The sequence below is a fragment of the Streptomyces sp. NPDC046349 genome, from assembly GCF_055587885.1.
Window position 1 is genome coordinate 43,104 of record NZ_JBVJFK010000003.1, and the last position, 14,139, is coordinate 57,242.

At 72.9% G+C, this 14,139-nt stretch carries 11 protein-coding genes; 4 read left to right on the forward strand and 7 right to left on the reverse strand.

Translation table 11 applies throughout. From position 1 onward, the window contains the following. The first annotated feature begins 9 nt into the window (after positions 1-9). On the forward strand, positions 10-2,427 hold the full coding sequence (locus ACZ6JS_RS07425; protein WP_469296525.1) for an excinuclease ABC subunit UvrA: 2,418 nt from the start codon (positions 10-12) through the stop codon (positions 2,425-2,427). Between the two features lie 356 nt (positions 2,428-2,783). Here ACZ6JS_RS07425 and ACZ6JS_RS07430 read toward each other — a convergent pair whose 3' ends face one another. The 4 genes from ACZ6JS_RS07430 to ACZ6JS_RS07445 form a co-directional block, all read right to left on the reverse strand. Further along, positions 2,784-3,434, reverse strand: coding sequence for a hypothetical protein (locus tag ACZ6JS_RS07430; RefSeq protein WP_469296527.1), 651 nt, complete (start codon positions 3,432-3,434; stop codon positions 2,784-2,786). 127 nt (positions 3,435-3,561) lie between these two features. Further along, the gene (locus ACZ6JS_RS07435; protein ID WP_469296528.1) at positions 3,562-4,308 is read right to left on the reverse strand and encodes a succinate dehydrogenase/fumarate reductase iron-sulfur subunit; all 747 of its coding nucleotides are present in this window, start codon (positions 4,306-4,308) and stop codon (positions 3,562-3,564) included. Further along, a complete protein-coding gene (locus ACZ6JS_RS07440; RefSeq protein ID WP_469296529.1) occupies positions 4,305-6,254 on the reverse strand; it encodes a fumarate reductase/succinate dehydrogenase flavoprotein subunit in 1,950 nt (649 codons plus the stop codon). The genes ACZ6JS_RS07435 and ACZ6JS_RS07440 overlap by 4 nt, the downstream gene beginning before the upstream one ends. A 2-nt stretch (positions 6,255-6,256) precedes the next feature. Beyond that, entirely contained in the window at positions 6,257-6,952 is a 696-nt protein-coding gene (locus tag ACZ6JS_RS07445) for a succinate dehydrogenase (protein WP_469296531.1), read from the reverse strand. 72 nt (positions 6,953-7,024) lie between these two features. Here ACZ6JS_RS07445 and ACZ6JS_RS07450 point away from each other — a divergent pair, with 72 nt between their 5' ends. Further along, positions 7,025-7,903 carry a LysR family transcriptional regulator gene (locus ACZ6JS_RS07450; RefSeq protein ID WP_469296533.1) on the forward strand — a complete coding sequence of 293 codons (879 nt, stop codon included), beginning with the start codon at positions 7,025-7,027 and terminating at the stop codon, positions 7,901-7,903. Between the two features lie 198 nt (positions 7,904-8,101). On the opposite strand, the gene ACZ6JS_RS07455 is transcribed toward ACZ6JS_RS07450, so the two are convergent. Continuing rightward, positions 8,102-8,755 carry a TetR/AcrR family transcriptional regulator gene (locus ACZ6JS_RS07455; RefSeq protein WP_469296535.1) on the reverse strand — a complete coding sequence of 218 codons (654 nt, stop codon included), beginning with the start codon at positions 8,753-8,755 and terminating at the stop codon, positions 8,102-8,104. Positions 8,756-8,860: 105 nt separating this feature from the next. Between ACZ6JS_RS07455 and ACZ6JS_RS07460 the strand changes: the two genes are divergently transcribed. Next, positions 8,861-9,946, forward strand: coding sequence for an FAD-dependent monooxygenase (locus tag ACZ6JS_RS07460; protein ID WP_469296536.1), 1,086 nt, complete (start codon positions 8,861-8,863; stop codon positions 9,944-9,946). Between the two features lie 74 nt (positions 9,947-10,020). On the opposite strand, the gene ACZ6JS_RS07465 is transcribed toward ACZ6JS_RS07460, so the two are convergent. Together ACZ6JS_RS07465 and ACZ6JS_RS07470 are read right to left on the reverse strand one after the other, a co-directional pair. Then, positions 10,021-12,264: a putative bifunctional diguanylate cyclase/phosphodiesterase gene (locus tag ACZ6JS_RS07465; RefSeq protein WP_469296538.1), complete on the reverse strand. Its 2,244-nt coding sequence runs from the start codon at positions 12,262-12,264 to the stop codon at positions 10,021-10,023. Next, complete coding sequence (locus tag ACZ6JS_RS07470) at positions 12,261-13,091, reverse strand: SAM-dependent methyltransferase (RefSeq protein ID WP_469297151.1); 831 nt, start codon at positions 13,089-13,091, stop codon at positions 12,261-12,263. The genes ACZ6JS_RS07465 and ACZ6JS_RS07470 overlap by 4 nt, the downstream gene beginning before the upstream one ends. An 876-nt stretch (positions 13,092-13,967) precedes the next feature. On the opposite strand from ACZ6JS_RS07470, the gene ACZ6JS_RS07475 reads away from it, so the two are divergent. Then, positions 13,968-14,117, forward strand: coding sequence for a hypothetical protein (locus ACZ6JS_RS07475; RefSeq protein ID WP_469296539.1), 150 nt, complete (start codon positions 13,968-13,970; stop codon positions 14,115-14,117). Positions 14,118-14,139 lie beyond the last annotated feature (22 nt).

The following is a 14,139-nucleotide window of genomic DNA, read 5'->3' on the forward strand; positions in this document are numbered from 1 at the left end:
CTGGGACGAATGCACCAGTCCAGCGAAGTCCCCACCGGCCGCGGCCACGACCCCTGCATACGGGTGCGGGGCGCCCGGGAGCACAACCTGCGCGACGTCGACGTGGACATCCCACGCGACGCGCTGACCGTGTTCACCGGGGTGTCCGGTTCCGGGAAGAGCTCGCTGGCCTTCGGCACGCTGTACGCCGAGGCCCAGCGCCGGTACTTCGAGTCGGTGACCCCCTACGCCCGCCGCCTCATCCACCAGATCGGCGCTCCGAAGGTGGACTCCGTCACCGGCCTGCCGCCCGCGGTGTCGCTGGAGCAGCGCCGCTCCTCCCCCGGCTCGCGCTCCTCGGTCGGCACGGTGACGCTGCTGTCCAACTCCCTGCGGATGCTCTTCTCGCGGGCGGGAACGTATCCGCCGGGCGCGCCGCGGCTGGACTCGGACGCGTTCTCGCCCAACACCGCGGCCGGCGCCTGCCCTTCCTGTCATGGGCTCGGCCGGATCCACCGCACCAGCGAGGAACTCCTCGTCCCCGACCCCGGCCTGTCGATCCGCGAGGGTGCCGTCGCCGCCTGGCCCGGCGCCTGGCAGGGCAAGAACCTGCGGGACATCCTGGAGACGCTCGGCCACGACGTGGACCGGCCGTGGCGGGAGCTGCCCGCGAAGGACCGCGAGTGGATCCTGTTCACCGACGAGCAGCCCGTGGTGACCGTGCACCCGGTGCGCGACGCGGACCGGATCCAACGGCCCTACCAGGGCACGTACATGAGCGCACACCGGTACGTCATGCGGACCTTCTCCGACAGCAAGAGCGCCACCCTGCGGGCGCGCGCCGAGAGGTTCCTGGCCGATTCGCCGTGTCCGGTGTGCGAGGGGCGCCGGCTGCGGCCCGAGGCCCTCGCCGTCACTTTCGCCGGGCGGACCATCGCGGAGCTCGCGGCGCTGGCACTGGCGGACCTGGACGCCGTACTCGCCTCCGCGCCGCTGCACGGGGAGGCGGCGCGGGTCCTCGCCGACGACCTGCGTGCGCGGATCGGGCCCGTCAGGGAGCTGGGGCTCGGCTACCTGAGTCCGGACCGGGCCGCGCCGACCCTGTCCGCGGGCGAGCTGCAGCGGCTGCGGCTGGCGACGCAGCTGCGGTCGGGGCTGTTCGGGGTGGTGTACGTGCTGGACGAGCCGTCGGCGGGGCTGCACCCGGCCGACACCGAGGCGCTGCTCGGCGTGCTGGACCGGCTGAAGGAGGCCGGGAACACCGTCTTCGTCGTCGAGCACCATCTGGACGTGGTGCGGCACGCGGACTGGCTGGTGGACGTGGGGCCGCTCGCCGGGGAGCGGGGCGGGCAGGTGCTGCACAGCGGGCCGCCCGCAAAGCTGGCCGGTGTCGCGGAGTCGGCGACGGCCCGGTACCTGTTCGCGGCTCGGGAGCCGGCGCGGCCGGTCCGGGCGGCGCGCAGGCCGACCGGCGAGGTGCTCCTGCGCGGTGTGGACCGGCACAACCTGCGGGATCTCGACGCGCGGTTCCCGCTCGGGGTGTTCACCGCCGTGACGGGGGTGTCGGGCTCGGGGAAGTCCACGCTGGTCGGCCAGGTGCTGGCCCGGGAGGTGGGCGGGCGGATCAGCGAGCCTGGCTTCGCCGTTCGGCGGCTGGTCGAGGTGGACCAGAAGCCGATCGGCCGGACCCCGCGGTCCAACCTGGCCACGTACACGGGGCTGTTCGACGTGGTGCGCAGGCTGTTCACGGCGGCGCCGGAGGCGAGGGCGCGCGGCTGGAAGGCGGGGCGGTTCTCCTTCAACGTGGCGGGCGGCCGGTGCGAGACCTGCCAGGGCGAGGGCTTCGTCTCGGTGGAGCTGCTGTTCCTGCCCAGCACGTACGCCCCGTGCCCGGACTGCGGCGGGGCGCGGTACGGCACCGAGACGCTGGAGGTCCGGTACGAGGGCCTGGACATCGCGGAAGTGCTGGCGCTGACGGTGGAGTCCGCGGCCCGGTTCTTCGCGGACGTCCCGGCGGCAGCGCGCAGCCTGCGGGCGCTGGAGGAGATCGGGCTGGGCTACCTGCGGCTGGGGCAGCCGGCCACCGAGCTGTCGGGCGGCGAGGCGCAGCGGATCAAGCTGGCGACGGAGCTCCAGCGGCTGCGACGCGAGCACACGCTGTACCTGCTGGACGAGCCGACGACGGGTCTGCACCCGGCCGATGTGCGGGTGCTGCTGCGGCAGTTGCACGGGCTGGTGGACGCCGGGCACTCCGTCGTGGTCGTGGAGCACGACATGGACGTGGTGGCGGGCGCGGACTGGGTGATCGACCTGGGACCGGGCGGCGGCGCGGAGGGCGGCCGGGTCGTCGCGGCGGGCACGCCGCAGGAGGTGGCCCGGGCGCAGGGCAGCCGCACGGCGCCGTACCTGGCCCGGGCTCTCGCGAGCGGCCGGGAAGCGGTCGGATAGGGTCCGTGCGGGTTCCGGAGAGGACTGGGGACACCGGAGGCGTATGCGGAGGCGGATGCGGCGGCGGAGGCCGCGCCGGTCGCCGTGCCGGTGGAGGACGCTGGACCCGGCCGCCGGAGCCGTGGGATCCGGCGGCGCCCGCCGCCCGGCTGCCGATCAGGAACGGCGGGCCTGCGCCCGCTGGAGCGAGTGGCTGGGGCCGGGCGGACGCGGACCGGCCCTGGACGCGGACGAGCGTGCCCGCTGGGCCGTTCGAGCCGCAGTACCTCGCGGACATGCTCGTGGTCCGGCCGTACGGTGACCTGGTCCTGGACCTGGATGCCGCCGGGAACGGGATGTACCCGTACCCGTGAGGCTCAGGCGTCGCCGGACAGGAGCTGTTGGGGCAGTTCGCGGAAGCTCCACTGCCCGCTGCGGCGGGTGAACTGCCAGACCAGGTCGTAGCGGTCGGGCCAGGACGCGGGCAGTCCGAGGACCTGGTGGGCACCGAGTGCCCGCACCAGGCGGGGGATCCCGGTGTGCTCCCAGCAGACGAGTGCGGGCATGGGCCCGGCCAGCACGGCGTGTGCCAGGGCGGCTTCGGCGCCGACGGCGAACTCACTGCGTACCGGGGTGCGCAGTGCGGTGGCCAGGGCGGTCACGGTCTGCCGGCACCGCGCGGGGGCGCGGCCCTTGCCTCCGGCGGCGAAGACCGCGGCGGGGCGGGGCAGCGTGGCCCCCTTGGCCGGCGGGAAGAGCCGCGGCAGCTCCTCGGCCCGGCGCCAGCCGCGCCCGGCCAGCGAGCCGGGGTCGTCCTCGCCGTCCTCGTCCCAGCCGGAGTCCCCGGCGTACGGTTTCTCGCCGTGCCGGATCACCATGACCAGGGCGTCCTTGGGGGCGGGCTGCTGCCCGGATGCCGGGGTGCGGGGCGCTTCCTCGCCGGAGCAGCCGGCCGCGGCCAGTGGCACGAGGGCGGCGGCCAGTACGGCTCTGCGGCGTGGTCCGGTCCCGGCGGGGGCTTCTGGCATGGGCCCACTGTCTCCCATGCCGCGCGCGCCGCCGGGGCACGGCACGACGGCCGCCCGCCCGGTCAGCCGATCGGCGCAGGGCCCCGGGACGGCGGGGTCCTGCGCCGGCCTCCGCGTCCGGCCGGGGTCAGCGGGGGCCCTTGCGGACCGCCCGAAGCCATTCCTTGTTCATCGCGGCGATCGACGGGAGCGGGATGCCCTTCGGGCAGGCCGTGGCGCACTCGCCGGTGAGGGTGCAGCCGCCGAAGCCCTCCTCGTCCATGCGGGCCACCATGTCCAGGACACGGGTCTCCCGTTCCGGCGAGCCCTGCGGGAGGACGTTCAGGTGGTTGACCTTGGCGGAGGTGAACAGCATCGCCGAACCGTTGGGGCAGGCCGCCACGCACGCGCCGCAGCCGATGCACTCGGCGTGCTCGAAGGCGAAGTCGGCGTCGGCCTTGGGTACGGCGGTGGCGTGCGCCTCGGGGGCCGAGCCGGTGGGAGCGGTGATGTAGCCGCCGGCCTGGATGATCCGGTCGAAGGCGCCCCGGTCGACGACCAGGTCCTTGACCACGGGGAAGGCCGCGGCCCGCCAGGGCTCGACGTGGATGGTGTCGCCGTCGGCGAAGGAACGCATGTGGAGCTGGCAGGTGGTGGTGCGCTCGGGACCGTGGGCGTCGCCGTTGATGACGAGGCTGCAGGCGCCGCAGATGCCCTCGCGGCAGTCGTGGTCGAAGGCGACCGGGTCCTCACCGCGCAGGATGAGGTCCTCGTTGAGGGTGTCGAGCATCTCCAGGAAGGACATGTCCTCGGAGATGCCGTCGACTTGGTACGAGGCCATGTGGCCGGGGGCGTCGGCGCCGCGCTGGCGCCAGACGCGCAGGGTGAGCTTCATGCGTAGCTCCGCTGGGTGGGGTGGACGTACTCGAAGACGAGGTCTTCCTTGTGCAGGACGGGGGCGGTGCCGGTGGCGGTGAACTCCCAGGCGGCGGCGTAGGCGAAGGCCTCGTCCCGGCGGGCCGCCTCGCCGTCCGGTGTCTGGGACTCCTCGCGGAAGTGGCCGCCGCAGGACTCGGCGCGGTGGAGCGCGTCGAGGCACATCAGCTCGGCGAGTTCGAGGTAGTCGACGATGCGGTTGGCCTTCTCCAGCGACTGGTTGAACTCCTCGCCGGTCCCCGGGACCTTGATGCGGCGCCAGAACTCCTCGCGGATCTGCGGGATGCGGTCCAGGGCTTTGCGCAGGCCCTGTTCGCTGCGGGCCATCCCGCAGTACTCCCACATGAGTTCGCCGATCTCGCGGTGGAAGGAGTCGGGGGTGCGGTCGCCGTCCACGGCGAGCAGCTTCTCCAGCCGCTCCCTCGTCTCGCGTACGACGGCCACCGCCTCGGGGTGGGTGTCGTCGACGGCGTCGCGGCGCGGGTGGCGGGCGAGGTAGTCGTTGATGGTGGAGGGGAGCACGAAGTAGCCGTCGGCGAGGCCCTGCATCAGCGCGGATGCCCCGAGGCGGTTGGCGCCGTGGTCGGAGAAGTTGGCCTCGCCGACAGCGAACAGGCCGGGGACGGTGGTCTGGAGGTCGTAGTCGACCCACAGGCCGCCCATCGTGTAGTGCACGGCGGGGTAGATCCGCATGGGGACCTCGTACGGGTTCTCCGCGGTGATCCGCTCGTACATCTCGAAGAGGTTGCCGTACTTCTCGGCGACCTTGTCGCGGCCCATGCGGCGGATGGCGTCGGCGAAGTCGAGGTAGACGCCCTGCCCGCCGGGGCCGACGCCGCGGCCCTCGTCGCAGACGTTCTTGGCGGCGCGGGAGGCGATGTCCCGGGGCACGAGGTTGCCGAAGGAGGGATAGATCCGCTCCAGGTAGTAGTCGCGCTCCGCCTCGGGGATGTCGGCGGCGGGACGGGTGTCGCCCTTGGCCTTGGGTACCCAGATGCGGCCGTCGTTGCGCAGGGACTCGCTCATGAGGGTGAGCTTGGACTGGTGGTCGCCGGTGCGCGGGATGCAGGTGGGGTGGATCTGGGTGAAGCAGGGGTTGGCGAAGTACGCGCCGCGCCGGTGCGCCCGCCAGACGGCGGTCGCGTTGGAGTTCATGGCGTTGGTGGAGAGGTAGAAGACGTTGCCGTAGCCGCCGCTCGCCAGGACCACGGCGTCCGCGTAGTGCGTGGAGATCTCGCCGGTGATCAGGTCGCGGGCGACGATGCCGCGGGCCACGCCGTCGACGACGATCAAATCGAGCATCTCGGTGCGGGCGTGCATCTCGACGTTGCCCGCGGCGATCTGCCGGGAGAGGGCCTGGTAGGCGCCGAGGAGGAGCTGCTGTCCCGTCTGGCCGCGGGCGTAGAAGGTGCGGGAGACCTGGACTCCGCCGAAGGAGCGGGTGTCGAGGAGGCCGCCGTATTCGCGGGCGAAGGGGACGCCTTGGGCCACGCACTGGTCGATGATCTCGACGGAGATCTGGGCGAGGCGGTGCACGTTCGATTCGCGGGCGCGGAAGTCGCCGCCCTTGACGGTGTCGTAGAAGAGGCGGTGCACCGAGTCGCCGTCGTTGCGGTAGTTCTTGGCGGCGTTGATGCCGCCCTGCGCGGCGATGGAGTGGGCCCGGCGCGGGGAGTCGGAGAAGCAGAACTGGACGACGTGGTAGCCCTGTTCGGCGAGGGTCGCACCGGCCGATCCGCCCGCCAGGCCGGTGCCCACGACGATGACGGTGTGCTTGCGGCGGTTGGCGGGGTTGACCAGCTTGGCCTCGAAGCGGCGCCGGTCCCAGCGGTCCGCGATGGGGCCTTCGGGGGCCTTGGTGTCGGCGATGGGCTCGCCGGTGGTGTGGTGTGCGTAGCTGCTCACGGTCAGTTCACCATTCCGGTCATGACGGCGACGGGGACGGACACGAAGCCCGCGAAGAGGACGGCGGCCAGGCCGTTGGCGAGGGCCTTCAGCGTCCGGTCACGCCCGGCGCGGCCCGCGCCGAGGGTCTGGGCCGCGCTCCAGAAGCCGTGGCGGATGTGCAGGCCGAGCGCAGCCATCGCCACGATGTAGATGGTGTTCCCGTACCAGGTGGAGAAGGTGGCGAGGACGTTCTCGTACGGATGTCCGGCCCAGGCCCGCTCGTTGACGGTGAGCGTGGTGAGGTCGAGCAGGTGCCAGACGATGAACAGGCCGAGGATGATGCCGCCCCAGCGCATGGTGCGGGTGGCGTAGCTCGCGCGGCGGCGCTTGTGGACGTACTTGACCGGGCGGGCCTTGATGTCGAGCCGGCTGAGCCGGTAGGCGGAGACGGCGTGCGCGACGACGGCGGCGAGGAGCACCACGCGGACGATCCACAGGGCCCACTCGTGGTGGAGGAAGGGTGAGCCGAGGGTCCGCAGCCAGTGGGCGTAGCCGTTGAACTCGTCCGCCCCGAAGAAGATCTTGAGGTTGCCGAGCATGTGCACGACGAGGTAGCCGAGCATGATCAGCCCGGAGACCGCCATGACGGCCTTCTTACCGATGGTGGAGCCCCAGAACGAGGGGGCGCTCGTCCGGGTGCGCGTTGCCAGAGCCATGCCATCGACGGTAGGGACGGAGGACCCGAAAGGTCCAAGACATGATGTCGGTCATCTTGATAGACATGACCTATGCAATTCCAGCAGCTCCTCTACTTCGTGGCCGTGGCCGAGACCCGGCACTTCACCCGGGCCGCGGAGCGGGTGCACGTGGCCCAGCCGTCGCTGTCCCAGCAGATCAAGGCGCTGGAGCGGGAGCTGGGGGCCGAACTGTTCAGCCGCGCCAGGGGCAACATCGCGCTGACGGACGCGGGCGAGGCGCTGCTGCCCCTGGCCCGGCGGATCCTGGCGGACGCGGACACGGCGCGGCTGGAGGTGCAGGAGCTGGCGCAGCTGCGGCGCGGGCGGATCCGGCTGGGGGCCACACCGAGCGTGTGCACGGGCCTGCTGCCCGGCGTGCTGCGGGCCTTCCACGCGGCACATCCGGGGATCGAGCTGCTGATCGAGGAGAGCGGTTCGCTCGACCTCGTACGGGAGCTGGCGCGCGGGGCGCTGGACCTGGCGCTGATCGCTCTGCCGCTGCCGCCCTCGGCGCCGGCCCTGACGACGGTGGAGCTGCTGACGGAGGACCTGGTGGTGGTGTCCTCGACGAGGCTCCCGGCGCCCGGCGGGGGCAGGGAACTGACCATCGCGGCGCTGCGCGACGAGCCGATGGTGATGTTCCGGCACGGCTACGACCTGCGGGAGCTGACCGTGGCGGCCTGCCGGGCGGAGGGCTTCGAGCCGGTGTTCACCGTGGAGGGCGGCGAGATGGACGCCGTGCTGGGCTTCGCGCGGGCGGGGTTGGGCCTCGCGGTGGTCCCGGCGATGGTGGTGGCCAACGCGGGGCCGGGCCTGCGGACCACGCCGCTGGCGGGCTCACCGCTGCGGCGGACGATCGCACTGGCCCACCGCACCGATGTGGCTCCCCCGCGCGCGGCGCGCGAGCTGAAACGGATGCTGATGGCGTGACCCGGGCAGGACCCGGGCGCCAGCCCCGGCCCGGCCCTCGAGCCCGGGGGCCAGGCGCGGGGGTGGCCCGGCCGGGAGGCCCGGGCCGGTGATCTCGGGCGGTCGCCCCAGGCGGCGGTCCCAGGCGGTGGTCGCAGGCGGTGGTCGCAGGCGGTGGTCCCAGGCGGTGGTCGCAGGCGGTGGTGCAGGCGGGCGCCCTCAGGCCGGGGTGGGCGGGGACGCGGGCAGAGCCCGGTCGAGGCCGTCGGCGAGCATGCCGAAGGCCAGGTCGGCATCGGCCACGGCGGCCGGATGGGCCTCGTCGGCGCTCTGCCCGGCGTCGAGCCGCTGCCAGTTCCCCCGCCCCAGCTCGTGGCGGACCGCCACGAGGTGGACGGCCCCCAGCCGGGCGGCGAGCGGCGGTATCGACTCCGCCTCCAGGGCGGCGGCGAGCAACGCGACCTCGCGGTCGGTGTAGTGGGACAGGCGGGACTCCAGGCTGGCGGTGGAGTAGAGCAGCCGCTGGAAGGCGAGGACCCCCGGGTGGTCGCAGAGCCCGGTGATCGGGTCCCGCTCGTCGAGGGCCGTCAGGAAGTGGGCGTGCACGGCTCCCACCGGGGACCGGCCCGCAGGGCGGTCTCGGACGATGCGCGCCAGCTCGTCCTGGTGGTCGGCGAACCGGTCGAGGAGCAGGTCCTCCTTGGTCGGGAAGTACCGGAACAGGGTGGGCTTGGACACCTGGGCCGCCGCGGCGACATCGGCCACCGACACGGCGTCGAAGCCCCGCTCCAGGAAGAGTTCCAGCGCCGTGGCCGCCAACTGGCGGCGCGTACGGAGCTTCTTGCTCTCGCGCAGACCCGTCGTGTTCTCCATGCAGCCAGCCTAACAGGAACAAGAGACCGAGTAAATTTTTTAACCGGGTTGCTTTTTGGGTGGGGAGCGGCTTTCCTGGAGACATCGACGAGGAGAGGACTCCCGATGAACCGCACCGATGTACTGATCGCCGGCTCCGGCCCCACCGGGCTGACGCTCACCTGTGACCTCGCCCTGCGCGGCGTCTCCGTCCGCGTCATCGAGCGGCGCACGGAACCGCACCGCGAATCCCGGGGCAAGGGTCTGCGGGCCGGCAGTCTCGCGATCTTCCGGAAGCTCGGCATGGCCGAGCCCCTGATCGCCGCCGGCACGGCGGGGGTGGTCCTGCGCAAGTACTTCGACGGCGAGCACATCAACGACACCCCCACCCCCGCGGACGCCGGGGTACTGATCGGGCAGTGGCAGGTCGAGGAGGCGCTGCGCGAGCGACTCGCCGGATTGGGTGTGCGCGTCGAGTACGGGGCGGAGCTCGTCGGCATCACCCAGGACGACGAGGGGGTGCGCGCCGAACTGGCGGACGGGAGCACCATCGCGGCCCGCTATCTCGCCGGGTGCGACGGCGGGCGCAGTACCACCCGCAGGCTTCTCGGCATCCCCTTCGAGGGCAGCGGGGAGACGGAGCCCGCGATGGTCATCGGCGACGTCAGGGCGCCGGGGCTCGACCGGGGCGTCTGGCACCAGTGGTTCACCTCCGAGGGCGGCGGGATGCTGCTGTGTCCGATGCCGGGGACGGACTCCTTCCAGCTGCAGGCCTCACCCGAGCGGGACGAGCACGGGGAACCGCTGCCGCCCTCCCTCGAGAGCTTCCAGCGGATCTTCGACCGGTGCGCACGGGTGCCGGGCATCCGGCTGGAGGATGCCACCTGGCTCTCCTCCTGGCGGGTCAACGTCCGCATGGCCACCCGCATCCGGGAGAGCCGGGTCCTGCTCGCCGGGGACGCCGCCCACGTCCACCCGATAGCCGGCGGGCTCGGTATGAACACCGGCATCGAGGACGCGGCGGCTCTCGGCCGGGCGCTGTCCGCCGCCCTTGCCGGGCCGGACGCGGACGCGGACGCGGCGCTCGAGGCGTACGAGACGGAGCGGCTGTCGGTGGCTGCGGGGGTCCTGGCCGACACCGCCGAACGGTACGAGCGGGTCATGGAAGCCGTCCGGACCCCCGGCCGCGGGACGGAGGTCGGACTGGACTGACGTGGCGCCGCGCGCCGGAGTCGGGCGCCGCGGGATCGCCCCGCCCGGGCCGGAACGGGCCCGGGCGGCGGAGTTCAGGAGGGCGTGGGCACCGCGTCCGAGAGGGACAGGGTGTGGATGCGATCGGGCGCCCCGGGACGGGCGTAGTACCAGCCCTGGGCGGTGTCGCAGCCGAGCGCGCGCAGCTGGGCGGCCTGGGCGCCGGTCTCCACACCCTCGACGGTGACGGCGAGTTCGAGGCTGTGGGCCAGGGCGACGATCCCCTCCACGATCTTGACGTCGACCGGGTCGGCGGGCTGCTGCTGCATCCCCCGTGTGAAGGAGCGGTCGAGCTTGAGGACGCTGACGGGCAGACGCCGCAGATTGGCCAGGTTGGAGTAGCCGGTGCCGAAGTCGTCGAGGGCGATGTCCACGCCGAGTTCGGCCAGGCGGCGCAGCGGCTCCAGCAGTTCGTCGTCCGCGCCTATCAGGGCCGATTCGGTGACCTCCAGGCACAGCGCGCCCGGGGCGAGACCGGACTTCTCCAGCACCGCCACGGTGTCGGCGACCAGGCCGGGGTGGTGCAGCTGGGTCGGCGAGAGGTTGACGTTGATCCGCAGAGCGGATCCCCCGTGCTCGCGCTGCCAGACGCGGGCCTGGCGGACGGCCTCCTCGAGGACCCACCGGCCGAGGGGGACGATCAGCCCGGTCCGTTCGGCGAGCGGGATGAAGCGGTCTGGGCCGAGCACCCCGTACTGCGGGTGGGACCAGCGCACCAGCGCCTCGGCGCCGTGCACGGTGCCGTCGCGCATGTGGACCAGCGGCTGGTACTCGATGAAGAACTCACCGCGCTCCAGAGCCGCGGGCAGGGCGTTGGTCAGGCCGTGCCGGGTGATCGCACGGGCGTCGGCCTCGGCGTCGGCGAATTCGAAGCGGTTGCCGCCGGCCGCCTTGGCCCGGTACATGGTGATGTCGGCGCTGCGCAGCACCTCGGCCGGGGTGCGCTCCTTGGCCCGTCCCTCGACGATGCCGATGCTGCCCCGGACGGTCAGCTCGCGGCCCTCCAGCCGGATCGGCGTCGAAAGGGCCGTCAGGATGCGGACCGCGAGGTCGGTCACCTGCTGCTCGGTGTCCGGGCCGGTGGTCAGCGCGACGAACTCGTCGCCGCCGAGCCGGGCGACGACCTCACCGGGACCGGTCGCGCAGCTCTGCAGCCGGTCGGCGACCTCGACCAGCAGCCGGTCGCCCGCCGAGTGCCCGAGGCTGTCGTTGACCGCCTTGAAGCCGTCGAGGTCCAGGTAGCACAGGCCGTAGCGGTCGCCGCCGGACCCGCTGAGGGCCTTCTCCAGGCGCTCGAAGAACAGCGTCCGGTTGGGCAGTCCGGTCAGGGCGTCGTGGGTGGCCTCGTAGCGCAGGCGCAGGTTCAGCAGCCGGCGTTCGGTGGTGTCCTCCATCAGCGCCAGCTGGTATTGCGGCTTTCCCTCGGCGTCGCGCAGCAGCGACACCGTGAGGTTGGTCCAGAGCACGGTCCCGTCGTGGCGGTAGTACGGCTTCTCCACGCGGTAGCTCTCGCGCTCGCCCCGCACCAGCTCTCCGTACATCCGCCAGACGTGCGGGGTGTCGTCGGGGTGGCCCCATTCGCTGACGTTGCGGCTGCGGACGTGCCCTTCCAGGCCGCCGAACATCTGCAGCAGCGTGTCGTTGACCTCCAGGACGTTCCCGTCGAGATCGGCGATCCCGATGCCGACGGCCGCTCCCTCGAAGACCGCCCGGAAGCGTTCCTCGCTGGCGTGCAGCGCCTGCTGGGCGTCGGTGCGGGCGGTCAGCGCGGAGCGGGCGATGGCCTCCTGCTCGCTGAGGGTGCGCTCGCGCAGCGCCCGGGCGTATCCGGCCGCGATGGCGTGCTGGAGCCGGGCGCAGCGCGAGTGGTATTCGGCGGTGGCCTCCACGCCGGATCCGTCGAGCCCGTCCGGGCCGCAGTAGAGGACCAGATAGGACTCGATCACCCCGAGGGTGCCGGCCAGGGCCTCGGGGTCGGTGCAGTGCACGGCGACGAGATCCGCCCCCACCCGCTGGGCGACGGCGGCGTCGAAGGGCCTGGCGTGCAGGGCCTCGGTGAGGGTCCGGGTGAGCGGCACGAGGTGCCGTTCGAACTCGGGCCGGGTCAGCGAGGTCGCGGTGACGGGGAAGATGGCCCGTCCCCAGATCGTCGCGAAGCGGGAGATCCGGTCCTCGATGCCGCCGTCGGGCGCCGCCGCGGATTGCGCGGCGGGTGCGGGCGCGGCTGCGGGCGCCGCGACGGTGTTCGGCGCGCCCGCCGTCTGTGCCGGAAGTCTCACGCCTTGCGTCCCACGCCTGCATAGCCCGAGAAGGCGTAGGGGTCCTCCGGCGCCTCGCCGTCCTCGCCGCCCTCGGTGCGGTCCGGGCGCCAGTCGGGCATGGCGACCAGCCCGGGCTCCACCATCTCGAACCCTTCGAAGAAGCCCCTGATCTGCTCCCCGCTGCGCATGACGAGGGGGTTGCGGATGTCGCGGTAGACGCCGACGGCGCCGCCCGCGACCTCCTCCGTGAGCGGGATGCCCTCGTACGAGGCGTGCGTGAGGATCAGCAGGCTGCCGGGGGCCAGCGCGTCGCGCAGTTCGGCCACGGCCTCGTACGGTCGGTCGGTGTCCTCGAGGAAGTGCAGGACGGCGACGAGCAGGAGGGCGACCGGGCGGTCGAAGTCGAGGAGCCGCCCGACCTCGGGTGCCGTCAGGATCTCCTTGGGCCTGCGCAGGTCCGCGGCGACGACGTCGGTGTGCTCCTCGTCCAGGAGGACGGCATGGCTGTGCGCCACGGCCACCGGGTCGTGGTCGACGTAGACCACGCGGGCCCGGGGGCTGGCGGCCTGGGCGATCTCGTGGACGTTGCCGAAGGTCGGGATGCCGGAGCCGATGTCGAGGAACTGCGTGACGCCCTCGGCGACGGCGTGCCGGACGGCGCGGCGCATGAACGCCCGGTTCGCCTGCATGATCTTGGGCAGTCCCGGCATGAATTCCATGGCGCGTCGGGCGGCCTGGCGGTCGACCTCGAAATTGTGGGACCCGCCAAGGTAGTAATCGTAGATGCGGGACACGCTCGGCACCGATATGTCGATGCCTGGCGGGGCCCAGGCGGGGCGCTCCATCGGGATCTCCAAGCGTTGTTCCTGCGGCGGTCCGTGCGGGGTCGGACTCCTGTCCGAGCCGAATGTACTGATCATTGACCAACAGGGCGAGCAAAAGCGGAAATTGGCGATCCGTTCTTCGTCACACACCAAAGGCGCCGGCGGCGCCCCCGGGCAAATGACCGGTACCGACAAATCCCTTTTGAGAATTGACCGAAGGGTGATCGGTCTCGACTGAGGCCGCTCCGCGGGTGGCTCAAACCTTTCCGGTCTGCACTCCACCCGTTCAGGCGAACCGGGCCCGAGCCTCGCGTGCGCGGGGGCGCGCGGGCCCATGCTCCCCGGGTGAACAGAGCCTGTGCCAGGCGCCTGCTGGCGGTCCCGGTCCTGCTGTGGGCGGCCCTGTCCGTCACACCGGCCGTGGCTGATAGCAGCGCCTCCCCGACGACCGACTCCGGCGACGGCGCGCGCGCCACCGCAATGGTCGCGGTGGCCGCCGGCGACGGCCGCGGACGCGGACCGGGTGGTGGACATCACGGTGACGGCCACCGCGGCGACCACGGAAGACACCGTGGTGACGGCCGGGGCTGGGGGCATCACGGCCGCCCCCACTGCCCGCCGCCGCCACCCCCGCCGTGTCCGCCCAAGCCGCCGCCGAAACCCACGCCGCCACCCGAGCCGACTCCCACTCCGCCACCGCCGAAGCCCACGCCGAGCCCGGTGCCGACCCCGCCGCCTCCGCCCGCACCCCCGCCCCCCAAGCCCGAGCCGGCGCCACCGAAGGCCGCGCCCGAGCCCGCACCGAAACCCGTCCTGCCCGCACCGGCCCGGCCGAAGCCGGCACCCCCACCGCCGCGCGCGGCGAAGGCGCCCGCTCCGCCGCCGCAGGCACCCGCGGTGGCCGCACCCGCCCCGAAACCGGTGGCCCGCCCGGCCTACCGCGCGGCAGCCCGCAAACCGGCCGAGCACCACATCTCACCGGTGACCTTCACCCTCCTGACCGCGGCTCCCGCGGTGCTCGCGATCGTCGCGCTGCGCCCGCGGTAATCCGCCCGATGCCGAACGATCT

Coding starts and splice junctions, on each gene's coding strand:
- ACZ6JS_RS07425 (WP_469296525.1), top strand. CDS start 10: ATGCACCAGTCCAGCGAAGTCCCCACCGGCCGCGGCCACGACCCCTGC.
- ACZ6JS_RS07430 (WP_469296527.1), bottom strand. CDS start 3,434: ATGCCAGAAGCCCCCGCCGGGACCGGACCACGCCGCAGAGCCGTACTG.
- ACZ6JS_RS07435 (WP_469296528.1), bottom strand. CDS start 4,308: ATGAAGCTCACCCTGCGCGTCTGGCGCCAGCGCGGCGCCGACGCCCCC.
- ACZ6JS_RS07445 (WP_469296531.1), bottom strand. CDS start 6,952: ATGGCTCTGGCAACGCGCACCCGGACGAGCGCCCCCTCGTTCTGGGGC.
- ACZ6JS_RS07450 (WP_469296533.1), top strand. CDS start 7,025: ATGCAATTCCAGCAGCTCCTCTACTTCGTGGCCGTGGCCGAGACCCGG.
- ACZ6JS_RS07455 (WP_469296535.1), bottom strand. CDS start 8,755: ATGGAGAACACGACGGGTCTGCGCGAGAGCAAGAAGCTCCGTACGCGC.
- ACZ6JS_RS07460 (WP_469296536.1), top strand. CDS start 8,861: ATGAACCGCACCGATGTACTGATCGCCGGCTCCGGCCCCACCGGGCTG.
- ACZ6JS_RS07470 (WP_469297151.1), bottom strand. CDS start 13,091: ATGGAGCGCCCCGCCTGGGCCCCGCCAGGCATCGACATATCGGTGCCG.